This window comes from Aeromonas sp. FDAARGOS 1402, assembly GCF_019046925.1.
GTDB lineage: Bacteria > Pseudomonadota > Gammaproteobacteria > Enterobacterales > Aeromonadaceae > Aeromonas > Aeromonas caviae.
Genome location: NZ_CP077201.1, coordinates 1,775,454 through 1,795,000, shown reverse-complemented (window position 1 = coordinate 1,795,000; position 19,547 = coordinate 1,775,454). Strand labels below are relative to the sequence as shown.

At 57.0% G+C, this 19,547-nt stretch carries 32 protein-coding genes (1 of these 32 only partly in view); 3 read left to right on the top strand and 29 right to left on the bottom strand.

All coding sequences use genetic code 11. The annotated features are described in order from the left end of the window. The 26 genes from rpsD to rpsJ all read right to left on the bottom strand — a co-directional run. Positions 1–585, bottom strand: the 5' portion of a protein-coding gene (rpsD, locus tag I6L32_RS08615) for a 30S ribosomal protein S4 (RefSeq protein ID WP_010672568.1). 36 nt of this gene lie to the left of the window's left edge; 585 of the gene's 621 nt are visible here — the first part of the coding sequence; its start codon is at positions 583–585; its stop codon lies off the left edge, out of view. 39 nt (positions 586–624) lie between these two features. Then, on the bottom strand, positions 625–1,014 hold the full coding sequence (gene rpsK / locus I6L32_RS08610; protein WP_005319702.1) for a 30S ribosomal protein S11: 390 nt from the start codon (positions 1,012–1,014) through the stop codon (positions 625–627). Between the two features lie 14 nt (positions 1,015–1,028). Further along, complete coding sequence (gene rpsM, locus I6L32_RS08605; RefSeq protein ID WP_005307991.1) at positions 1,029–1,385, bottom strand: 30S ribosomal protein S13; 357 nt, start codon at positions 1,383–1,385, stop codon at positions 1,029–1,031. Between the two features lie 139 nt (positions 1,386–1,524). Further along, positions 1,525–1,638: a 50S ribosomal protein L36 gene (gene rpmJ, locus I6L32_RS08600; protein ID WP_005319705.1), complete on the bottom strand. Its 114-nt coding sequence runs from the start codon at positions 1,636–1,638 to the stop codon at positions 1,525–1,527. A 27-nt stretch (positions 1,639–1,665) separates the two neighbouring features. Further along, on the bottom strand, positions 1,666–2,994 hold the full coding sequence (secY, locus tag I6L32_RS08595) for a preprotein translocase subunit SecY (protein WP_010672567.1): 1,329 nt from the start codon (positions 2,992–2,994) through the stop codon (positions 1,666–1,668). A gap of 8 nt (positions 2,995–3,002) precedes the next feature. After that, the gene (gene rplO / locus I6L32_RS08590; RefSeq protein WP_005307987.1) at positions 3,003–3,440 is read right to left on the bottom strand and encodes a 50S ribosomal protein L15; all 438 of its coding nucleotides are present in this window, start codon (positions 3,438–3,440) and stop codon (positions 3,003–3,005) included. A gap of 2 nt (positions 3,441–3,442) precedes the next feature. After that, the gene (rpmD, locus tag I6L32_RS08585; RefSeq protein WP_005307985.1) at positions 3,443–3,622 is read right to left on the bottom strand and encodes a 50S ribosomal protein L30; all 180 of its coding nucleotides are present in this window, start codon (positions 3,620–3,622) and stop codon (positions 3,443–3,445) included. A 6-nt stretch (positions 3,623–3,628) separates the two neighbouring features. Continuing rightward, positions 3,629–4,129, bottom strand: a complete 501-nt coding sequence (gene rpsE / locus I6L32_RS08580) for a 30S ribosomal protein S5 (RefSeq protein WP_005340605.1) — start codon at positions 4,127–4,129, stop codon at positions 3,629–3,631. A gap of 14 nt (positions 4,130–4,143) precedes the next feature. Further along, positions 4,144–4,497 carry a 50S ribosomal protein L18 gene (gene rplR / locus I6L32_RS08575; protein ID WP_010672566.1) on the bottom strand — a complete coding sequence of 118 codons (354 nt, stop codon included), beginning with the start codon at positions 4,495–4,497 and terminating at the stop codon, positions 4,144–4,146. A gap of 9 nt (positions 4,498–4,506) precedes the next feature. Further along, positions 4,507–5,040: a 50S ribosomal protein L6 gene (gene rplF, locus I6L32_RS08570; protein WP_010672565.1), complete on the bottom strand. Its 534-nt coding sequence runs from the start codon at positions 5,038–5,040 to the stop codon at positions 4,507–4,509. A 13-nt stretch (positions 5,041–5,053) separates the two neighbouring features. Further along, a complete protein-coding gene (gene rpsH / locus I6L32_RS08565; RefSeq protein WP_010672564.1) occupies positions 5,054–5,446 on the bottom strand; it encodes a 30S ribosomal protein S8 in 393 nt (130 codons plus the stop codon). 19 nt (positions 5,447–5,465) lie between these two features. After that, positions 5,466–5,771, bottom strand: a complete 306-nt coding sequence (rpsN, locus tag I6L32_RS08560; RefSeq protein ID WP_005331161.1) for a 30S ribosomal protein S14 — start codon at positions 5,769–5,771, stop codon at positions 5,466–5,468. Positions 5,772–5,781: 10 nt separating this feature from the next. Next, positions 5,782–6,321, bottom strand: coding sequence for a 50S ribosomal protein L5 (gene rplE, locus I6L32_RS08555; RefSeq protein ID WP_005331162.1), 540 nt, complete (start codon positions 6,319–6,321; stop codon positions 5,782–5,784). Between the two features lie 13 nt (positions 6,322–6,334). Continuing rightward, positions 6,335–6,652, bottom strand: coding sequence for a 50S ribosomal protein L24 (gene rplX / locus I6L32_RS08550; RefSeq protein WP_005307977.1), 318 nt, complete (start codon positions 6,650–6,652; stop codon positions 6,335–6,337). A gap of 11 nt (positions 6,653–6,663) precedes the next feature. Next, positions 6,664–7,032 carry a 50S ribosomal protein L14 gene (gene rplN, locus I6L32_RS08545; RefSeq protein ID WP_005307975.1) on the bottom strand — a complete coding sequence of 123 codons (369 nt, stop codon included), beginning with the start codon at positions 7,030–7,032 and terminating at the stop codon, positions 6,664–6,666. Between the two features lie 148 nt (positions 7,033–7,180). Beyond that, the gene (gene rpsQ / locus I6L32_RS08540) at positions 7,181–7,429 is read right to left on the bottom strand and encodes a 30S ribosomal protein S17 (protein ID WP_005307966.1); all 249 of its coding nucleotides are present in this window, start codon (positions 7,427–7,429) and stop codon (positions 7,181–7,183) included. Next, positions 7,429–7,620 (bottom strand): 50S ribosomal protein L29, encoded by a 192-nt coding sequence (gene rpmC, locus I6L32_RS08535; protein WP_005307965.1) that lies wholly within the window; start codon positions 7,618–7,620, stop codon positions 7,429–7,431. Before rpmC ends, rpsQ begins: the two co-directional genes overlap by 1 nt. After that, a complete protein-coding gene (gene rplP, locus I6L32_RS08530) occupies positions 7,620–8,033 on the bottom strand; it encodes a 50S ribosomal protein L16 (RefSeq protein ID WP_010672562.1) in 414 nt (137 codons plus the stop codon). Before rplP ends, rpmC begins: the two co-directional genes overlap by 1 nt. A 13-nt stretch (positions 8,034–8,046) precedes the next feature. After that, positions 8,047–8,760: a 30S ribosomal protein S3 gene (rpsC, locus tag I6L32_RS08525; RefSeq protein WP_005331168.1), complete on the bottom strand. Its 714-nt coding sequence runs from the start codon at positions 8,758–8,760 to the stop codon at positions 8,047–8,049. Positions 8,761–8,763: 3 nt separating this feature from the next. Next, positions 8,764–9,108 (bottom strand): 50S ribosomal protein L22, encoded by a 345-nt coding sequence (gene rplV / locus I6L32_RS08520; RefSeq protein ID WP_010672561.1) that lies wholly within the window; start codon positions 9,106–9,108, stop codon positions 8,764–8,766. 10 nt (positions 9,109–9,118) lie between these two features. Next, positions 9,119–9,397 (bottom strand): 30S ribosomal protein S19, encoded by a 279-nt coding sequence (gene rpsS, locus I6L32_RS08515; RefSeq protein WP_005307960.1) that lies wholly within the window; start codon positions 9,395–9,397, stop codon positions 9,119–9,121. 22 nt (positions 9,398–9,419) lie between these two features. Next, positions 9,420–10,241 carry a 50S ribosomal protein L2 gene (rplB, locus tag I6L32_RS08510; protein ID WP_010672560.1) on the bottom strand — a complete coding sequence of 274 codons (822 nt, stop codon included), beginning with the start codon at positions 10,239–10,241 and terminating at the stop codon, positions 9,420–9,422. 15 nt (positions 10,242–10,256) lie between these two features. After that, complete coding sequence (gene rplW / locus I6L32_RS08505; protein ID WP_342690021.1) at positions 10,257–10,556, bottom strand: 50S ribosomal protein L23; 300 nt, start codon at positions 10,554–10,556, stop codon at positions 10,257–10,259. Beyond that, on the bottom strand, positions 10,556–11,161 hold the full coding sequence (gene rplD, locus I6L32_RS08500) for a 50S ribosomal protein L4 (RefSeq protein ID WP_005340616.1): 606 nt from the start codon (positions 11,159–11,161) through the stop codon (positions 10,556–10,558). The genes rplW and rplD overlap by 1 nt, the downstream gene beginning before the upstream one ends. A gap of 17 nt (positions 11,162–11,178) precedes the next feature. Continuing rightward, the gene (gene rplC / locus I6L32_RS08495; protein WP_010672559.1) at positions 11,179–11,811 is read right to left on the bottom strand and encodes a 50S ribosomal protein L3; all 633 of its coding nucleotides are present in this window, start codon (positions 11,809–11,811) and stop codon (positions 11,179–11,181) included. A 22-nt stretch (positions 11,812–11,833) separates the two neighbouring features. Further along, entirely contained in the window at positions 11,834–12,145 is a 312-nt protein-coding gene (rpsJ, locus tag I6L32_RS08490; protein ID WP_005307944.1) for a 30S ribosomal protein S10, read from the bottom strand. A 354-nt stretch (positions 12,146–12,499) separates the two neighbouring features. Here rpsJ and I6L32_RS08485 point away from each other — a divergent pair, with 354 nt between their 5' ends. Next, entirely contained in the window at positions 12,500–13,414 is a 915-nt protein-coding gene (locus tag I6L32_RS08485; RefSeq protein WP_216944945.1) for a DMT family transporter, read from the top strand. Positions 13,415–13,450: 36 nt separating this feature from the next. Here the strand turns inward: I6L32_RS08485 and envZ are convergent, their stop codons facing one another. Both envZ and ompR read right to left on the bottom strand, forming a co-directional pair. Then, entirely contained in the window at positions 13,451–14,761 is a 1,311-nt protein-coding gene (gene envZ, locus I6L32_RS08480; protein ID WP_010672557.1) for a two-component system sensor histidine kinase EnvZ, read from the bottom strand. Next, positions 14,758–15,477, bottom strand: coding sequence for a two-component system response regulator OmpR (ompR, locus tag I6L32_RS08475; protein WP_010672556.1), 720 nt, complete (start codon positions 15,475–15,477; stop codon positions 14,758–14,760). The genes envZ and ompR overlap by 4 nt, the downstream gene beginning before the upstream one ends. A gap of 202 nt (positions 15,478–15,679) precedes the next feature. Between ompR and greB the strand changes: the two genes are divergently transcribed. Both greB and I6L32_RS08465 read left to right on the top strand, forming a co-directional pair. Then, the gene (greB, locus tag I6L32_RS08470) at positions 15,680–16,153 is read left to right on the top strand and encodes a transcription elongation factor GreB (RefSeq protein ID WP_104455104.1); all 474 of its coding nucleotides are present in this window, start codon (positions 15,680–15,682) and stop codon (positions 16,151–16,153) included. A gap of 267 nt (positions 16,154–16,420) precedes the next feature. Further along, entirely contained in the window at positions 16,421–18,727 is a 2,307-nt protein-coding gene (locus tag I6L32_RS08465; RefSeq protein ID WP_216944944.1) for a Tex family protein, read from the top strand. Positions 18,728–18,785: 58 nt separating this feature from the next. Here I6L32_RS08465 and I6L32_RS08460 read toward each other — a convergent pair whose 3' ends face one another. Next, on the bottom strand, positions 18,786–19,547 hold the full coding sequence (locus tag I6L32_RS08460) for a putative metalloprotease CJM1_0395 family protein (protein WP_043153510.1): 762 nt from the start codon (positions 19,545–19,547) through the stop codon (positions 18,786–18,788).

Below are 19,547 nucleotides of genomic sequence, written 5' to 3'. Positions count from 1 at the left end.
AATGTCGGCAGACAGGTCGGAACGCTCCGGCAGGCGCTTGAAGGCACCTTCCATCTTAGCAGCGTCAACCTCTACCCAAGTCGGCTTCTCGCGCTGACCAGCAACTTCCAGGGAAGCTTTGATACGCGCTTGCTTCTTAGCCTTCTCGCGAACGCAGATCACGTCCTCAGGGGATACCTGGAAAGAAGGAACATTCACAACGCGGCCGTTTACCATGATGGCTTTGTGGCTCACCAGCTGACGAGATTCAGCACGAGTGGCGCCGAAGCCCATGCGGTAGACGACGTTGTCCAGACGACCTTCCAGCAGCTGCAACAGGTTTTCACCGGTGTTACCCTTTTGACGGGCAGCGTCGCGGTAGTAGTTGCGGAACTGTTTTTCCAATACGCCGTAGATACGACGTACTTTTTGTTTCTCGCGCAGTTGCACACCGTAGTCGGACAGACGCGCTTTACGCGCACCGTGTTGACCAGGAACGGTGTCAATCTTGCACTTAGAATCAATCGCACGAACACCAGACTTCAGGAAGAGGTCGGTGCCCTCACGACGGCTAAGCTTAAGCTTAGGACCGATATATCTTGCCATCTTCTTTCTCCAACAATCCTAGACCAAGTAGCTACAGCGTTACACGCGGCGCTTCTTGGGAGGACGACAACCGTTGTGCGGGATCGGAGTCACATCAGTAATGTTAGTGATGCGGAAACCAGCCGCGTTCAGAGCGCGGATGGAAGACTCACGACCGGGACCCGGACCTTTGACCATGACTTCCAGGTTCTTCACGCCGTATTCTTTGGCGATCTCACCAGCACGCTCAGCAGCTACCTGGGCAGCAAACGGAGTGGACTTACGGGAACCACGGAAACCGGAACCACCAGAGGTAGCCCAAGACAGAGCATTGCCCTGACGGTCAGTAATGGTCACGATTGTGTTGTTGAAAGATGCATGAACGTGCGCAATACCGTCGCTCACTTGCTTTTTAACGCGCTTGCGAGCACGAGTCGGAGTTTTAGCCATTTTCTACCTTCCCGTTACTTCTTGATAGCCTTGCGCGGACCCTTACGGGTACGAGCGTTGGTCTTGGTACGTTGACCACGAACAGGCAGGCTACGACGGTGACGCAAACCACGGTAGCAACCCAGATCCATCAATCGCTTGATGTTCATGGAAATCTGACGACGCAGGTCACCTTCAACGGTGAATTTACCTACTTGTTCACGCAGACTCTCGATCTGAGCTTCGTCCAGGTCTTTAATTTTCACATTCTCAGCGATACCGGCTGCGGCACAGATGGCCTTGGAGCGGGTACGACCGACGCCATAAATAGCAGTCAACGCAATGACTGCATGTTTATGGTCAGGAATGTTAATGCCAGCGATACGGGCCACTATTCACTCCTACATATAGTAGATAACGACCACCACAAAGCCCGTGAGCGGATACGTGGCGGTCAACCAATACACAACAAAAGTTGGCTGGCTATATTAGCCAGCACAACTATTTGTTGCAAGTACTAACCGTAAAAAATTAGCCTTGGCGCTGTTTATGCTTTGGCTCGCTGCAAATCACACGCACCACACCGTGACGCTTGATGATTTTGCAGTTACGGCAGATTGCCTTAACGGAAGCACGAACTTTCATTGCTTAACTCCGTAACTACGCCGACCTTTAGCGGCCGTAGCCCTTCAGGTTGGCCTTCCTCAGGACGTCGCCATATTGATGAGACATCATATGGGTTTGAACCTGAGCCATGAAGTCCATGATAACTACCACGATAATCAGCAGCGAGGTGCCACCGAAGTAGAACTGTACGTTCCAGGCAGTCATCAGGAACTGGGGTACCAGACAGATAAAGGTAATATAGAGCGCACCTGCCAATGTCAGGCGAGTCATAACCTTATCGATGTAACGTGCTGTCTGCTCGCCCGGGCGGATCCCCGGGATAAAGGCTCCACTCTTCTTCAGGTTATCTGCTGTCTCGCGGGGGTTGAACACCAGCGCGGTATAGAAGAAGCAGAAGAAGATAATGGCTGCTGCATAGAGCATCTCGTACAAGGGCTGACCCGGCTGCAGGACCATAGAGACCTGTTGCAGAATGTCAGCGATCTTGCCCTCGCCCTGACCAAACCAGGAGGTAATGGTACCCGGGAAGAGGATGATGCTGGATGCGAAAATCGCAGGAATCACACCGGCCATATTCACTTTCAACGGCAGGTGTGTGCTTTGCGCAGCGAATACCTGGCGGCCTTGTTGACGCTTGGCATAGTTAACGACGATACGACGCTGACCACGCTCCACGAACACCACAAAGTAAGTCACAGCGAAAACAATCAAGCCCAGCAACAACAACAGCAGGATGTGCAATTCCCCTTGACGTGCCTGTTCGGCCGTAGCGCCAATGGCATGAGGCAGACCGGCGACGATACCTGTGAAGATAATCAACGAGATACCATTACCAATCCCACGCTCGGTAATCTGTTCACCCAACCACATCAAGAACATGGTACCGGTGACCAGACTCACAACGGCTGTGAAATAGAAGCCCAAACCCGGATGAGTCACGAGTCCTTGCATCATATTCGGCAGACCTGTTGCAATACCAATGGCCTGGAACGTTCCCAAAACCAGCGTGCCCCAACGGGTATATTGGCTAATCTTGCGACGGCCGGATTCACCTTCTTTCTTGAGTTCAGCAAGAGCAGGGTGAACCACAGTCAGCAACTGGATAATGATCGACGCCGAAATGTACGGCATGATCCCCAGTGCAAGAATAGAAGCACGCGAGAGTGCACCACCACTGAACATGTTGAACATCTCAATGATGGTGCCCTTCTGTTGTTGGAACAACTCGGCCAGTACGGCGGCGTCAATACCAGGGATCGGCACATAAGAGCCTGCACGGAACACGATAATTGCCCCGAGAACGAAGAGCAGACGGCTCTTCAGTTCGCTCAGACCACCTTGTGCTTTAACATCCAATCCTGGTTTCTTAGCCATTGTACTGATTATTCCTCGATTTTACCGCCAGCGGCCTCGATGGCTGCACGTGCACCCTTGGTGACGGACAGACCACGAACGGTCACAGCACGGTCAATGTTGCCAGACAGAACAACTTTAGCGAACACGATGTTTTTGGTAATAACACCGGCTTGCTTCAGAGTGCTCACGTCGACCACATCACCTTCTACCAGGGCGATTTCGTTCAGGCGCACTTCGGCAGAAACCAAAGATTTGCGAGAGAAGAAACCGAACTTCGGCAGACGGATTTTCAAAGGCATCTGGCCGCCTTCGAAACCGTTGCGGACCTTGCCGCCACCGGAACGAGAGGTTTGACCTTTAACACCACGACCACCGGTCTTGCCCAGACCAGAACCGATACCACGGCCCGGACGGTGCTTGACGCGCTTGGAGCCAGCGGCCGGAGACAGAGTATTCAGACGCATGCTTAGCCCTCCACCTTAACCATGTAATAAACCTGGTTGATCATGCCGCGTACGCAGGGAGTATCTTCCAGCTCAACGGTGTGACCAATGCGACGCAGACCCAGACCACGCAGAGTCGCCTTGTGCTTTGGCAGACGGCCGATAGAGCTGCGAGTTTGAGTTACTTTTACAGTGTTAGCCATGTCGCATTACCCCAGAATTTCTTCAACGCGCAGACCACGCTTGGCCGCGATCTGTTCCGGTGATTGACCGTGAACCAGAGCGTCGACAGTTGCGCGAACAACGTTGATTGGGTTGGTGGAACCGTAGGTCTTGGCCAGCACGTTGTGGATACCAGCAACTTCCAGTACGGCACGCATGGCGCCGCCTGCAATGATACCAGTACCTTGGGAGGCCGGCTTCATGAACACGGTGGAACCAGAGTGAACGCCACGCACCGGGTGGTGCAGGGTGCCGTTGTTCAGCTCAACCTTGTTCAGGTTACGCTTAGCCTGTTCCATCGCCTTTTGAATGGCGGCCGGAACTTCACGGGCCTTACCGTAACCGTAACCTACACGGCCGTTACCATCACCCACCACGGTCAACGCGGTGAAGGACATGATACGACCACCTTTAACAGTTTTCGAAACACGGTTTACTGCAATGAGCTTTTCTTGCAGTTCGCCGGCTTGAGATTCGACTTTAGCCATCTTCGACTCCTAGCTTAGAACTGAAGACCAGCGTCACGAGCAGCGGCAGCCAGAGCGGCTACACGACCGTGATACTTGAAACCGGAACGATCGAAAGATACGTTCTGAACGCCTTTGGCAATAGCACGCTCAGCGATAGCCTTACCTACAGCGGTAGCAGCATCTGCGTTACCGGTGTATTTCAGAGCTTCACTGATGGCTTTCTCTACTGTGGAAGCAGAGGCCAGAACTTCGGAACCGTTGGCTGCAATAACCTGCGCATAGATATGACGCGGGGTACGGTGAACAACCAGACGGGTAGCTCCCAGTTCCTGCATCTTTTTCCGAGCACGAGTAGCACGACGGAGACGAGCTGCTTTCTTGTCCATAGTGTTACCTTACTTCTTCTTAGCTTCTTTAGTACGCACTTGCTCGTTGGCATAGCGTACACCCTTGCCCTTGTAGGGCTCCGGAGCGCGGTAAGCACGGATATCGGCGGCGACTTGGCCAACCAGCTGCTTGTCCACACCACGCAGAACGATCTCGGTGGCGGACGGACATTCAGCGGTGACACCAGCCGGCAGCGCATGCTCTACCGGGTGAGAGAAGCCCAGTGCCAGCGCAACAGCATTGCCCTTGATGGAGGCTTTGTAACCTACACCAACCAGCTGCAGCTTGCGCTCGAAGCCTTGGGTAACACCGACTACCATGTTGTTGACCAATGCACGGGCAGTACCGGCCTGAGCGTCAGCACCAGCGATGCCGTCGCGCGGGGCGAACTTCAGTACATTGTCTTCTTTGGTCACTTCTACACCGGCGTGGATGGAACGAACCAGGGAACCCTTGCCACCTTTGATGGACAGTTCTTGGCCGTTCAGAGTCACCTCTACGCCAGCAGGAATAGTGACGGGTGCCTTAGCAACGCGAGACATTTCCGACCTCCTATTAAGCGACGTAGCAGATGATCTCACCACCCATGCTTGCCTTGCGGGCAGCACGGTCGGTCATCACACCTTTAGACGTGGACACGATAGCAACACCGAGACCGCCCATGACTTTCGGCAGATCAGTAGTGCGCTTGTAAATACGCAGGCCGGGACGGCTCACGCGTTGGATCAGTTCTACAACCGGCTTGCCCTGGAAATACTTCAGTTCGATTTCCAGTTCCGGTTTCACGTCACCAGCTACGTTGTAGCCAGCGATGTAACCTTCTTCTTTCAGCACTTTGGCGATAGCCACTTTCAGCTTGGAAGAAGGCATGGAAACCGCAACTTTGCTCGCCGCCTGACCGTTACGGATGCGGGTCAGCATATCCGCGATCGGATCTTGCATGCTCATAGTCTAACTCCCGAGATTCTTACCAAGAGGCCTTTTTGAGGCCCGGAATTTCGCCCTTCATGGCATGCTCACGCACCTTGATGCGAGAGAGGCCAAACTTCCGCAGGAAACCGTGCGGACGACCAGTGATGTTGCAACGGTTACGCTGGCGGGACGGACTGGAATCACGGGGCAGCTGTTGCAGTTGCAAGACAGCATCCCAACGCGCTTCTTCAGAAGCGTTCATATCAACGATGATAGCTTTCAGCTCGGTACGCTTGGTCGCGAACTTGGCTGCCAGCTTCGCACGCTTTGCTTCACGTGCTTTCATGGATGTTTTAGCCATAACCCTAACCTTACTTGCGGAATGGGAAGTTAAAGGCAGCCAGCAGAGCACGGCCTTCTTCGTCGGTATTCGCGGAAGTGGTGATGGTGATATCCAGACCACGGACGCGATCGACCTTGTCATAGTCGATTTCCGGGAAGATGATTTGCTCACGCACGCCCATGGAGTAGTTACCACGGCCATCGAACGCCTTGGCGTTCAGACCACGGAAGTCACGGATACGCGGTACGGAGATGCAAATCAGCCGTTCCAGGAACTCCCACATACGCTCGCCACGCAGGGTTACTTTACAACCTATCGGGTAGCCTTCACGAATCTTGAAGCCCGCAACAGATTTGCGTGCTTTGGTGATCAGCGGTTTCTGACCGGAAATGGCAGCCATATCGGCAGCAGCATTTTCCAGCAACTTCTTGTCAGAGATCGCTTCACCAACACCCATGTTCAGGGTGATTTTCTCGATCCGAGGGACTTGCATGATAGTCTTGTAACCGAACTGCTTGGACAGTTCATTTACTACATCGGATTTGTAGTAATCATGCAGTTTCGCCATCGTTAAACTCCAATTACTTCACAAGTTCGCCGGTGGATTTGAAGAAACGGACTTTCTTGCCGTCTTCAATCCGGAAACCAACGCGGTCAGCCTTGCCAGTGGCAGAGTTGAACAGCGCGACGTTAGATACATCGATGGGGGCTTCTTTGGTGACGATGCCGCCAGCCTGACCCAGTGCGGGTACCGGCTTTTGGTGTTTCTTCACCTGGTTGATGCCTTCCACGATTACCTTACCTTTTGCAATCAGGACTTGAGTGACTTTGCCACGCTTGCCCTTGTCTTTGCCGGTAAGAACAATTACTTCGTCTTCGCGACGGATTTTAGCTGCCATCGTTCGACTCCTTACAGTACTTCGGGTGCCAGGGACACAATCTTCATGAACTTCTCGTTACGGAGTTCACGGGTCACCGGGCCAAAAATACGAGTACCGATTGGCTGTTGGTTGTTGTTAAGCAACACAGCCGCATTGTTGTCGAAACGGATGACAGAGCCGTCCGGACGACGAACGCCTTTACGGGTGCGTACGACCACCGCGTTATACACATCACCTTTCTTCACTTTACCGCGAGGAATGGCTTCCTTGATGGAAACCTTGATGATGTCGCCGATGCCGGCATAACGGCGGTGCGAACCACCCAGAACCTTAATACACATTACACTGCGAGCGCCGGAGTTGTCGGCAACACCCAGCATACTTTGCATCTGGATCATCTTAGTGCTCCGCTTTGTTTACTTCTTATCCCTGATGGGATCTGGCTGCCTTCAAAAGGCGCGAAACTATAACACAGCTATTTTTGAAAAGGTAGCCTAAAAAACAAACGGCCCCGATGGGGGGCCGTTTGGGCTAAAAAGTACCGAATTAGGCCTTTTCTACGACAGCAACCAGGGTCCAGGACTTGGTCTTGGACAGCGGGCGGCACTCGCGGATTTCCACGAGATCGCCAGCCTTGCACTCGTTGTTCTCGTCATGCACGTGCAGCTTGGTAGTACGCTTGATGATCTTACCGTAGATCGGGTGCTTTACCTTGCGCTCGATAGCGACGGTGATGGACTTGTCCATCTTGTCGCTAATTACACGACCTTGCAGAGTACGGATCTTGTCAGTCATTACGCACCTGCCTTCTCAGTCAGTACAGTCTTGATACGTGCGACGTCACGACGCACTTGTTTCAGAGTGTGAGTCTGAGCCAGCTGGCCGGTGGAAGCTTGCATGCGCATGTTGAATTGCTCACGCAGCAGACCCAGCAGCTCCTGGTTCAGTTCTTCGACGCTCTTTTGACGCAGATCTTGGGCTTTCATCACATCACCGTCTTAATTACGAAAGTGGTCTGAACAGACAGCTTAGCTGCGGCCAGGGCAAACGCTTCACGCGCCAGAGCCTCAGGTACACCATCCATCTCGTACAGAACCTTGCCAGGCTGGATCGGGCAAACCCAGTATTCCACGTTACCCTTACCTTTACCCATACGAACTTCGAGGGGCTTTTCGGTGATGGGCTTGTCCGGGAACACACGGATCCAGATCTTGCCTTGACGCTTAACGTGACGGGTCATGGCACGACGGGCTGCTTCGATTTGACGAGCAGTCAGTTGACCACGAGATGTCGCCTTCAGGCCAAAGGTACCGAAGGATACTTCGTTACCGGCATTGGCCAGACCGCGGTTACGACCCTTGTGGGTCTTGCGGAATTTAGTACGCTTAGGTTGCAACATTTACCGAATCTCCTTACTTGGCAGCGCGGCGCTTGTTGTCACGCTTGGGCTTCGCAGGAGCTTGCTCTTGAGCAGCGGCAGCATTGACTGCAGCCAGACCGCCCAGAACTTCGCCCTTGAAGATCCAAACTTTAACGCCGATCACACCGTAAGTGGTGTGGGCTTCAGAAGTTGCGTAGTCGATGTCGGCGCGCAGGGTGTGCAGGGGCACACGACCTTCACGGTACCATTCGGTACGCGCGATTTCAGCACCGCCCAGACGACCGGAAACTTCCACTTTGATGCCCTTGGCACCCAGGCGCATGGCGTTCTGTACGGCGCGCTTCATAGCACGACGGAACATTACGCGACGCTCCAGCTGGGAAGTGATGCTGTCGGCAACCAGTTTGCCATCCAGCTCCGGCTTGCGGACTTCGGAAATGTTGATCTGAGCAGGCACGCCAGCGATCGCGGCTACAGCTTTGCGCAGTTTTTCAACGTCTTCGCCTTTCTTGCCGATCACGACACCCGGACGAGCGGTGTGAATGGTCACACGAATGCTCTTGGCCGGACGCTCGATAGTGATCTTGGACAAGGAAGCGTTTTTCAGCTCCTTGGTCAGGAACTGGCGTACTTGGAAATCGCTGTACAGGTTGTCAGCGAAGTCTTTGGTGTTCGCGAACCAGGTAGAATTCCAAGGCTTGGTAATACCCAGGCGAATGCCATTAGGATGTACTTTCTGACCCATTGCTTATCTCCCAGCCTTAGCGTCGGATACCACTACAGTGATGTGAGCGGTACGCTTGAGGATACGATCCGCGCGACCTTTGGCACGCGGGCGGATGCGCTTCATGGAGGGACCTTCGTCTACCATGATGGTGGCAACACGCAGGGTGTCGATATCGGCACCTTCGTTGTGCTCAGCGTTGGCAATGGCAGATTCCAGCACTTTCTTCACCAGAACAGCAGCCTTTTTCGGGCTGAAGGTCAGGATGTTCAGAGCCTTGTCTACGGACAGACCACGTACTTGATCGGCTACCAGACGAGCTTTCTGGGCAGAAGTACGGGCATAACGGTGTTTAGCGATAGCTTCCATCATTTATCCCTTAGCGCTTCTTAGCCTTCTTATCAGCAGCATGGCCGCGATAAGTACGAGTCGGTGCGAATTCACCCAGTTTGTGACCGATCATTTCTTCGGTAACGAAAACCGGAACGTGCTGACGACCATTATGGACAGCGATGGTCAAACCGATCATGTTCGGGATGATCATTGAACGACGGGACCAGGTCTTAACCGGCTTTTTATCCCCGCTTTCCACCGCTTTCTCTACCTTCTTCAGCAAGTGCAGGTCGATAAATGGACCCTTCTTGAGAGAACGTGGCATGGTGATTCCTCTATGTTAACAATTACTTGTTACGACGACGTACGATGTACTTGTCGGTACGCTTGTTCTTACGGGTCTTGAAGCCCTTAGCCTTCTGGCCCCATGGGGACACAGGCTGCATGCCCTTGTTACGACCCTCACCACCACCGTGCGGGTGATCAACCGGGTTCATCGCCATACCGCGAACGGTCGGACGAATACCACGCCAGCGGTTAGCACCGGCTTTACCCAGTTGACGCAGCATGTGCTCGGAGTTACCCACTTCACCGATGGTAGCGCGGCACTCGGCCAGAACTTTACGTACTTCGCCGGAACGCAGACGCAGAGTTACATAGTTACCTTCACGAGCCAGGATCTGGATGAAAGTACCAGCGGAACGAGCCAGCTGGGCACCTTTACCAGGCTTCATCTCAACGGCGTGAACGGTAGAACCGACCGGGATGTTGCGCATCGGCAGGGTGTTACCTACCTTGATGGCAGCATCAGCACCAGAGGCGATTGCATCACCAGCTTTCAGGCCTTTCGGAGCCAGGATGTAACGACGCTCACCGTCTGCATACAGCACCAGGGCGATGTTTGCGGTACGGTTGGGGTCGTATTCCAGACGCTCAACTTTGGCCGGAATGCCGTCTTTGTCGCGCTTGAAGTCGATCAGACGGTAGTGTTGCTTGTGACCACCACCGATGTGACGAGTGGTGATACGACCGTTGTTGTTACGGCCACCGGACTTGCTTTTGCTGTCCAGCAGAGCGGCGAAGGGCTTGCCCTTGTACAGCTCTTGGTTGACGATCTTGACGACGTGGCGGCGGCCCGGAGAAGTAGGCTTGCACTTAACGATTGCCATTTTTCAGAACTCCTCTTACTCGGCTGCGCCCATGAAGTCGATGTCCTGACCAGCTTTCAGGGTCACATAAGCCTTTTTCCAATCGGAACGACGGCCTACGCGTGCACCTGCGCGCTTGGTCTTACCCTTCATGTTCAGGGTACGGACGGTCTCAACTTCGACCTCGAACAGTTTCGCAACTGCAGCTTTGACTTCCGCCTTGGTGGCATCAACAGCAACTTTGAACACGATAGTGTTCTGCTTTTCTGCGACCATGGTGCTCTTTTCAGAGATGTGCGGAGCCTTCAGAACTTTCAGCAGACGCTCTTCACGGATCATGCCAGCATCTCCTCGATTTGCTTAACTGCGTCAGCAGTCATCAGAACCTTGTCGAAAGCGATCAGGCTGACCGGGTCGATACCGGCAACGTCACGCACGTCAACTTTGTACAGGTTACGAGCAGCCAGGAACAGGTTCTCATCGACTTCAGCAGTCACGATCAGAACGTCAGTCAGTTCCATTTCTTTCAGCTTGGCGATCAGTTCTTTGGTCTTCGGCGCTTCGATGCCGAACTTCTCAACAACGATCAGGCGCTCTTGACGTACCAGCTCGGACAGGATGCTACGGATAGCACCGCGGTACATCTTCTTGTTTACTTTCTGGCTGTGATCTTGCGGCTTAGCAGCAAAGGTCACACCACCGGAACGCCAGATGGGCGAACGGATGGAGCCAGCACGGGCACGACCAGTACCCTTCTGACGCCACGGCTTTTTGCCGCCACCAGACACTTCAGAGCGAGTCAGCTGCGCACGAGTACCCTGACGGGCACCAGCGGCATATGCAACGACAACCTGGTGAACCAGAGCTTCGTTGAATTCGCGCCCGAAGGTAGTCTCGGAAACTTCAAGAGCGCTCTTGGCGTCTTTCATTACCAATTCCATTACTATCTCCTCAGACGTTACGCTTTGACGGCAGGTTTGACGATCACGTTGCCGTTGGTTGCACCCGGTACTGCGCCTTTGATGAGCAGCAGGTTGCGTTCAGCGTCAACACGAACCAGTTCCAGGTTCTGAGTCGTTACACGCTCAGCACCCATGTGACCAGCCATCTTCTTGCCCTTGAATACACGGCCCGGGGTCTGGTTTTGACCGATGGAGCCAGGTACACGGTGGGACAGGGAGTTACCGTGGGTCATATCCTGGGTACGGAAGTTCCAGCGCTTAACAGTACCGGCAAAACCTTTACCCTTGGATGTGCCGGTAACGTCTACCAGCTTAACGTCAGCGAGAAGATCTACTTTCAGCTCGCTACCAACAGTGAAAGTTTCACCGTTGTTCAGGCGGAATTCCCACAGACCGCGACCGGCTTCTACACCAGCTTTGGCGAAGTGGCCAGCTTCCGGCTTGGTTACGCGGCTGGCTTTCTTGGCGCCAGTGGTAACCTGAATAGCGTTGTAGCCGTCGGTTTCTACAGATTTGACCTGAGTTACACGGTTAGCTTCAACTTCGATAACAGTCACCGGGATAGAAACGCCATCTTCAGTGAAGATGCGAGTCATACCCACTTTGCGACCTACAAGACCGATTGTCATTGTTATCAACCTCTTTCCGTAATTAACCCAGGCTGATCTGGACGTCTACACCAGCTGCCAGATCCAGACGCATCAGAGCGTCAACGGTCTTGTCAGTCGGTTCAACGATGTCTACCAGACGCTTGTGAGTGCGGATCTCGTACTGATCACGCGCGTCTTTGTTGACGTGCGGTGAGATCAGAACGGTGAAACGCTCTTTGCGAGTCGGCAGCGGGATAGGACCGCGAACCTGCGCGCCAGTGCGCTTAGCAGTTTCAACGATTTCCGCAGTGGATTGATCGATCAGGCGATGATCAAAAGCCTTCAGGCGGATACGGATTCTTTGGTTCTGCATTGACAGAGCTCCAATAGATAAAAGAACATAAATCAACACCGCCCGACCGGGATTACTCCCGCCAGAGGTGTGATTTTTCACGTTTCCTCCCATATCGGGAGGACTGTATGGCTGGCAACTCGTAAACGGGAAGCTCAGCAAGCAGACATATCGTCTGGCTGCCTCATGGGCAAGCGGAGGGGATTATACGGATTTTTTCCACTCACGCAAGTGAAGGCGGACAGATTGTGCGCAATTTTGTGTGGCGGATGGCTCTCCCTGCGATCGGCCCATCGCCCTCGGCAAGATGGTAACGACAATGTTGCAAACAGGCTGATAGACTGCGCCCTCGCCCCAGTTTGCGGAACGCATCCCATGCTCAAGAATCAGAAGAAAGCCTACCAGTACGGGCTCTGTGCCGTCGCCCTCTGGTCCACGGTGGCCAGCGCCTTCAAGATCTCCCTCGCCTACTTTGAACCGGTACAGCTGCTGCTGGTCGCGGCCTGCACCTCGACCCTGACCCTGGGGGTGATCGTGGCCTGTCAGGGCAAACTGCCGCTACTGCTCGACTACATCAAGAGTCGCCCCCTCTACTACCTCGCTCTCGGGGTCCTGAACCCCTTCCTCTATTACCTGCTGCTGTTCAAGGCATATGATCTGCTGCCCGCCCAGCAGGCACAGACTCTCAACTACACCTGGGCCATCACCCTCAGCCTGCTGGCCGTTCCCTTCCTCGGTCAAAAGCTGCGCCGCCGCGATGGCGTCGCCATCGTGCTCGGCTATTTCGGCGCCCTGGTGATCGCCACCAGGGGGGACGTGTTCGGTCTACAGTTCGACAGCCCCCTCGGCGTCACGCTGGCGCTGGTGTCGACCCTGATCTGGGCCGGTTACTGGATCCTCAACACCCGCAATCAGGGGGATCCCGTCGTCAGCCTGCTGCTCGGCTTCCTCATCAGCCTGCCCTTCATCATCGTGGCGACCTGGTTGCTCTCGGACTTTGCCATGACCGCCTGGCAGGGATGGGCCGGCGCCATCTATGTGGGGCTGTTCGAGATGGGCTTCGGTTTCGTGCTCTGGCTGATGGCCCTGCGCCACGCCACCAACACAGCCCCCATCAGCAACCTCATCTTCATCTCGCCGTTTGCCTCTCTGGTGCTGCTCAACCTGTTGATCGGCGAAACCATTCACCCGGCAACCCCCATCGGGTTGGCTCTCATCGTCGCCGCCCTGCTTATCCAGCAACTCAAATATGGCAAGCGCTACCGCAAGGTGAGCGACCTCCACCCCTGACAGACAAAAGGGCGCATCTCTCGATACGCCCTGCTTTCAATCCATCCACTCCAGCGGCTGGTTCTTGGGTAGCCGGATCTCCACCTGCAAGCCCCCCAGTTCGGAGCGCCCCAACCTGATGGTGCCGTGATGCTGGGAGACTATCTTGGCAACGATGGCCAGCCCCAGCCCACTGCCGCCACCGGTGCGCGCCACATTGCCCTGGGTGAAGGGCTTGAGCACCCGGGAGTAGTCCTCTTCTGCGATCCCCGGGCCATTGTCGGAGAGTCGCAGCCGCACCCAGTGGCCATCATCCCTGAGCTCGGCCTGCAACCGGGTCGCGCCATAGCGCAGGGAGTTGCCCGACAGATTGTTGAGGATACGGCGAATGCTGATGGGATGGCAGGCCACACGCACCGCCTCCTCCGGCAGGAGCAGCTCCACTTCCAGTCCCTGATCGGTCTGCATCAGCAACGCATCGTGAATGAGCTGGGTCAGGTCGACGGGCCGGGCATCGAGCCCCTCGTTCGGGCGAATGTAGTCGATGAACTGATCGATGATACCGTTCGACTCATCGATGTCCGCATTGATGCTCTCCTTGAGGTACTCATCCCCCGAGGACATCATCTCGGTCGCGAGACGAATGCGGGTAAGAGGGGTGCGCAAATCGTGGGATACCCCGGCCATCATCAGGTTGCGCTCCTCGATCAGCCCCTTGATGGAGCTCGACATGTGGTTGAAGGTGCGGGTCAGGCGGCGCACCTCCCGCGAGCCCTGCTCCCCCAGGGCATCGGGAAAGTTGCCGCGCGCCACCGCCACGGCCCCCGCTTCCAGATCCTCCAGCGGCCGCACCAGCTGACGGGCAAAACGCCAGGCCGCAAACAGGGTCACCACCAGCAAGACGCTCATATAGAGGATGAGCGGTTCGATGTCGTCATCTTCAATTTCCGTCAGGGGAATGCGCACCCACATCTGGCTGGCCTGGGGAGGCTGGATCCAGATGATGTAGTGATCCTGGATTTCAACCCTGACCCTGGTATCCCCTTTCAATTCGCGGCTGATGCTCTGCTCCAGATAGGGGTAGGGCTTGGAATCATTCAGCCCGTGCTGCTCCGCCTCGCTCTGGGTATAGATGTCGCTGCCAGTGGTCACATAGACCAGCGCCTCGGCATCTTCACTGAGCGCCAGCTGGTTGTTGTCCACCGGGAAGATGAGTTTGACCTGGTTTGCCAGCAGGTGGCTGATCTGCTTGACAGTCGGCGCCAGCAGGTAGTTGTAGAAGGTAACGTAGGAGACGACTTGATAGACCACCAGCACGGCAGCCAGAAACCAGAGCATGCGGGAGAACATGCTGCCCACTTTCTTCATGCGTTCTCACCGTCCGGTACGAACACATACCCCAGACCCCAGACGGTCTGCAGATAGCGAGGCTGGGCCGGGTCCTGTTCCAGCAGGCGGCGCAGGCGGGAGACCTGCACGTCGATGCTGCGCTCGGTGGCCGTGTACTCGCGACCACGGGCCAGGTTCATCAGCTTGTCACGGGAGAGCGGTTCGCGAGGATGACTCACCAGCACCTTGAGCACGGCGAACTCCCCGCTGGTCAGGGCAACCGGTTCGCCATCACGGCTCAGTTCACGGGTCGCCAGATTGAGCTGGTAGGCCCCGAAACTCACCATCTTCTCCGCCGCGGAAGGGGCGCCGGGCAGCTCCACGGTATGGCGGCGCAGCACGGCGCGGATCCGGGCCAGCAGCTCACGGGGGTTGAACGGTTTGGGCAGATAATCGTCGGCCCCCATCTCCAGACCGACGATGCGATCAACCTCGTCTCCCTTGGCGGTGAGCATCAAGACGGGGATCTGGTTGCCGGCCTCGCGCAGGCGGCGGCAGATGGAGAGGCCGTCTTCCCCCGGCAGCATCAGATCAAGCACCATCAGGCTGAAGTTTTCACGCGTCAGCAGGCGATCGGCCTGCTCCCCGTTGGCGACACCCCGCACTACAAACCCCTGCTCGGTGAGGTAGCGCTCCAGCAAGGAACGCAGTTTCAGATCGTCGTCCACCACCAGGACCTTGTATTGCTGACTCATTGCCACCTCTCTTTTCTGTCTCCCCTCATACTAGAGCCGCCCCCTGCAACCACAAAGCATAAATATGTTACCGGTTATTGCCCTCATTCGGCCCCGGAGCCGGGAAGGATGGATGGCCAGCTCTGCTTTTTGCTCGACAGGGCGGCGACAATGACTAAGATCCCGAGCAACCGGATGCAATTGGCGAGGGAGTGATAACCCCATGAAAACCAAACTCATTACCCGTGAAGGCTACACCAGGCTCCGGCAGGAGCACGACATGCTCTGGCGGGAGGAGAGGCCCGATGTCACCAAAAAAGTGGCCTGGGCGGCGAGCCTGGGTGATCGCAGCGAGAATGCCGATTACCAGTACAACAAGAAACGCCTGCGGGAGATCGACCGCCGGGTGCGCTACCTGCGCAAGTGCCTGGAAGAGCTGACCATAGTCGACTACTCCCCCTCCCAGGAGGGCAAGGTCTTCTTCGGTGCCTGGGTCGAGGTGGAAAACGACGAGGGTGAGACCAAGCGCTTTCGCATCGTCGGCTATGACGAGATCTTCGGCCGCAAGGATTACATCTCCATCGACTCCCCCATGGCCCGCGCCCTGCTCAAGAAAGAGGTGGGCGATGAAGCCATGGTGCGAACGCCAGTGGGTGACGCCTGCTGGTACGTCAATGAGATCAGCTATTCCCAATGAGCCAGCCACCGTCATACCGGCGGTCACCGCCCAGGGCGGGCAGGAGAGCCAACCCGGCGAGCTGAAGACCCCCTCCCCGCCTTGTCGGCCAGGGTGGCATCCCGCTGCCCGACCCCATATAGTGCTCACACCCGGCGCCTTGCGGCGCCAACCGGCCCGCGCGGCAGTGGCCTGGCAGGTATCTAAAGTATCGCCAGGACAGACCCCCTGTTCGGCGACATTGCCCCACGCTGACCAGTTAGACAGGACCCGACCAAGAGACCCTCCATGCAAAGCCACGTAATAGAACATCAGATCGCCGGTGAGCTGAATGCCCGCCCGGAACAGGTGCAGGCAGCCGTTCGCCTGCTGGACGAAGGCGCGACCGTTCCCTTCATCGCCCGTTACCGCAAAGAGGTGACCGGCGGTCTGGACGACAGCCAGCTGCGTACCCTGGAGAGCCGCCTCGGCTACCTGCGTGAACTGGCGGATCGCCGCCAGGTGATCCTGCGCTCCATCGAAGAGCAGGGCAAACTGACCCCCGAGCTGGCCCGCGAGCTGAACGAGGCCGACAGCAAGACCCGGCTGGAAGACCTCTACCTACCCTACAAGCCCAAGCGCCGCACCAAGGGGCAGATGGCCATCGAGGCGGGGCTGGAGCCACTGGCGGATTTGCTGCTGGGTGACCCCATGAGGGATCCCGAACAGGAGGCTGCCCGCTTCCTCAATGCCGAGCAGGGGATCACCGACGGCAAGGCCGCCCTCGACGGTGCCCGCTACATCCTGATGGAGCGTTTCGCCGAGCAGGCCGATCTCCTTGAGAAGTTGCGGGACTACCTGTGGCAGAACGCCACCCTGCGTGCCCGCGTGGTGGCCGGCAAGGAGCAGGAAGGGGCCAAGTTCAAGGACTACTTCGAACACGACGAACCCCTGCACAAGGCCCCCTCCCACCGGGTGCTGGCCATGTTGCGCGGCCGCAACGAGGGGATCCTCAACCTGGCGCTGGTCACCGGCGAGGATGAGGGTACCAGCCCCTGCGAAGGGATCATCGCCCATCACCTTAGACTCAACCTGCAACACCGCCCGGCCGACAAGTGGCTGCAGGGGGTGGTGAGCTGGACCTGGAAGATCAAGCTCTCCCTGCAGATGGAAACCGAGCTGATCGGCCGCATCCGCGAGTCAGCAGAGGAGGAGGCGATCAAGGTGTTCGCCATGAACCTCAAGGATCTGCTGATGGCGGCACCGGCCGGCATGCGCTGCACCATGGGGCTGGATCCCGGCATCCGCACCGGGGTCAAGGTGGCGGTGGTGGATGCCACCGGCAAGCTGGTCGATCACGCGACCATCTATCCGTTCGAACCCAAGCGCCAGGTTGACCAGAGTCTCAAGACTCTGAGCGAGCTGTGCCAGAAGCACAAGGTCGAGCTCATCAGCATCGGCAACGGCACAGCATCCCGGGAAACCGACCGCCTGGTGAGCGATCTGTTCGAGCGCTACCCGGCCGCCAAGGCGCAGAAAATCGTGGTCAGTGAAGCGGGGGCATCGGTCTACTCCGCCTCCGAGCTCGCCTCCCAGGAATTCCCGGATCTCGACGTCTCCATTCGCGGCGCCGTCTCCATCGCCCGCCGGTTGCAGGATCCCCTGGCCGAGCTGGTCAAGATCGACCCCAAGAGCATAGGTGTGGGCCAGTACCAGCACGACGTCGGCCAGAGCCAGCTGGCCCGCCGCCTCGACGCGGTGGTCGAGGATTGCGTGAACGCGGTGGGGGTGGATGTGAATACCGCCTCGGTCGCCCTGCTCAACCGGGTTTCCGGCCTCTCCCAGACCCTGGCCCAGAACATCGTCGCCTACCGCGACGAGAACGGCGCCTTCAAGAGTCGTCAGCAGTTGCTGAAAGTTGGCCGACTCGGGCCCAAGGCATTCGAGCAATGCGCCGGCTTCCTGCGCATTCGGGGCGGCAGCAACCCGCTGGACGGCTCGGCGGTGCACCCGGAATCCTACCCGGTGGTGGAGCGGATCCTCGCCAAGCTGGAGCAGACCGTGGACAGCCTGCTCGGCAACAGCAGCCTGCTGCGCACCCTCAAGCCCACCGACTACACCGACGATCAGTTCGGGGTGCCTACCGTCACCGACATCATTGGCGAGCTGGACAAGCCCGGCCGCGACCCGCGTCCCGAGTTCAAGACCGCCACCTTCAAGGAAGGGGTGGAGAAAATCAGCGATCTGGTGCCCGAGATGGTGCTGGAGGGTGTGGTCACCAACGTCACCAACTTCGGCGCCTTCGTCGACATCGGCGTCCATCAGGACGGGTTGGTGCACATTTCTTCCCTCACCGATCGCTTCGTCAAGGATCCCCGCGAGGTGGTCAAGGCCGGTGACATCGTCCGGGTCAAGGTGCTGGAAGTCGACGTACCGCGCAAACGCATCAGTCTGACCATGCGTCTGGATGAAAAAGCCGGCCAGCCTGCACGCAAAACGGCCGAGCCGCGTCACACTGGCAACGCCCGACCGAAACAGGCGCCCCGTCAGAGCGCTCCGACCGAGGGTGCCATGGGCAACGCCTTCGCGGCTGCCCTGTCGAAACTGAAGAAATAAGCCCCCAGAATGCAAAAAAGCCCCGAAAGGGGCTTTTTCATGCCTGTACTGAGCGGGATCAAACGTCCTGACTCAGGCTATGCGGGGAGGCTGGCCTCACCGCTTGCTGATAGTGCCTGGCAATCACCTGGTTTCGATTGTCCATATAAGCACCGAGCGGGCCTGTGGTTTCCTGCCTGAGGGTCATCAGATCCTTGCGGGCCTGTGCCTCCTTGCCAGAGGCGGCACGGGCCACACTCATGTCTTGTGATGATGGTTCATCGGGAGCCAGTGCGGCGGCACGCACCTGCTGCATCTTGGCGATGGTCGCGGCGGGATCCCCGGGAATGGTCCCCATGTCGATGACCACCTCCCCCCCGGTGGCATAACGCTTGCCATCCGGCCCACGGGAAAACTGGTAGGTAGGGCTCCCCGCATGCTCGCCGCCGGCTGCCTGGTGCGCCTGCTCGTGCTTGCGGACTTCGAGATCCCGCTCGACCAGCGCAGCCACCTGACGCTGCTGCTTTTGCTGCTCCTGCTGTTCACCCTCCTGACGTTGTCGACGCTCCCCCTCCTCCCCCGTTGCCTCGACAAAACGGTGCGCCACCATCACGGGGCCGGTCTGGCCGTTCTCTTTCGTGGACGAGGATGGGGCGGCGGGATTGGCCTGGGCGGCCCGGGATCTCTCTTTCTGGGAACCGACGCCGGACTCGGCGTTGGACGCCTCACTCTGGCGGCTGGGGGGCACCAGTTCTGCGCGGCGGTTGTCAGTCTGTGCCGATTCCGTCTGCGGCTGCAGTTGATTCGGAATGATGGTCGGCAGACTGACGTTGATGTTCAT

Coding starts and splice junctions, on each gene's coding strand:
- rpsK (WP_005319702.1), bottom strand. CDS start 1,014: ATGGCTAAAACTCCGACTCGTGCTCGCAAGCGCGTTAAAAAGCAAGTG.
- rpmJ (WP_005319705.1), bottom strand. CDS start 1,638: ATGAAAGTTCGTGCTTCCGTTAAGGCAATCTGCCGTAACTGCAAAATC.
- secY (WP_010672567.1), bottom strand. CDS start 2,994: ATGGCTAAGAAACCAGGATTGGATGTTAAAGCACAAGGTGGTCTGAGC.
- rplO (WP_005307987.1), bottom strand. CDS start 3,440: ATGCGTCTGAATACTCTGTCTCCGGCCGCTGGCTCCAAGCGCGTCAAG.
- rpmD (WP_005307985.1), bottom strand. CDS start 3,622: ATGGCTAACACTGTAAAAGTAACTCAAACTCGCAGCTCTATCGGCCGT.
- rpsE (WP_005340605.1), bottom strand. CDS start 4,129: ATGGCTAAAGTCGAATCTCAAGCCGGCGAACTGCAAGAAAAGCTCATT.
- rplR (WP_010672566.1), bottom strand. CDS start 4,497: ATGGACAAGAAAGCAGCTCGTCTCCGTCGTGCTACTCGTGCTCGGAAA.
- rplF (WP_010672565.1), bottom strand. CDS start 5,040: ATGTCTCGCGTTGCTAAGGCACCCGTCACTATTCCTGCTGGCGTAGAG.
- rpsH (WP_010672564.1), bottom strand. CDS start 5,446: ATGAGCATGCAAGATCCGATCGCGGATATGCTGACCCGCATCCGTAAC.
- rpsN (WP_005331161.1), bottom strand. CDS start 5,771: ATGGCTAAAACATCCATGAAAGCACGTGAAGCAAAGCGTGCGAAGCTG.
- rplE (WP_005331162.1), bottom strand. CDS start 6,321: ATGGCGAAACTGCATGATTACTACAAATCCGATGTAGTAAATGAACTG.
- rplX (WP_005307977.1), bottom strand. CDS start 6,652: ATGGCAGCTAAAATCCGTCGCGAAGACGAAGTAATTGTTCTTACCGGC.
- rplN (WP_005307975.1), bottom strand. CDS start 7,032: ATGATCCAGATGCAAAGTATGCTGGGTGTTGCCGACAACTCCGGCGCT.
- rpsQ (WP_005307966.1), bottom strand. CDS start 7,429: ATGACTGACAAGATCCGTACTCTGCAAGGTCGTGTAATTAGCGACAAG.
- rpmC (WP_005307965.1), bottom strand. CDS start 7,620: ATGAAAGCCCAAGATCTGCGTCAAAAGAGCGTCGAAGAACTGAACCAG.
- rplP (WP_010672562.1), bottom strand. CDS start 8,033: ATGTTGCAACCTAAGCGTACTAAATTCCGCAAGACCCACAAGGGTCGT.
- rpsC (WP_005331168.1), bottom strand. CDS start 8,760: ATGGGTCAGAAAGTACATCCTAATGGCATTCGCCTGGGTATTACCAAG.
- rplV (WP_010672561.1), bottom strand. CDS start 9,108: ATGGAAGCTATCGCTAAACACCGTTATGCCCGTACTTCTGCCCAGAAA.
- rpsS (WP_005307960.1), bottom strand. CDS start 9,397: ATGCCACGTTCTCTCAAGAAGGGTCCATTTATCGACCTGCACTTGCTG.
- rplB (WP_010672560.1), bottom strand. CDS start 10,241: ATGGCAATCGTTAAGTGCAAGCCTACTTCTCCGGGCCGCCGCCACGTC.
- rplD (WP_005340616.1), bottom strand. CDS start 11,161: ATGGAATTGGTAATGAAAGACGCCAAGAGCGCTCTTGAAGTTTCCGAG.
- rplC (WP_010672559.1), bottom strand. CDS start 11,811: ATGACAATCGGTCTTGTAGGTCGCAAAGTGGGTATGACTCGCATCTTC.
- rpsJ (WP_005307944.1), bottom strand. CDS start 12,145: ATGCAGAACCAAAGAATCCGTATCCGCCTGAAGGCTTTTGATCATCGC.
- I6L32_RS08485 (WP_216944945.1), top strand. CDS start 12,500: ATGCTCAAGAATCAGAAGAAAGCCTACCAGTACGGGCTCTGTGCCGTC.
- envZ (WP_010672557.1), bottom strand. CDS start 14,761: ATGAAGAAAGTGGGCAGCATGTTCTCCCGCATGCTCTGGTTTCTGGCT.
- ompR (WP_010672556.1), bottom strand. CDS start 15,477: ATGAGTCAGCAATACAAGGTCCTGGTGGTGGACGACGATCTGAAACTG.
- greB (WP_104455104.1), top strand. CDS start 15,680: ATGAAAACCAAACTCATTACCCGTGAAGGCTACACCAGGCTCCGGCAG.
- I6L32_RS08465 (WP_216944944.1), top strand. CDS start 16,421: ATGCAAAGCCACGTAATAGAACATCAGATCGCCGGTGAGCTGAATGCC.
- I6L32_RS08460 (WP_043153510.1), bottom strand. CDS start 19,547: ATGAACATCAACGTCAGTCTGCCGACCATCATTCCGAATCAACTGCAG.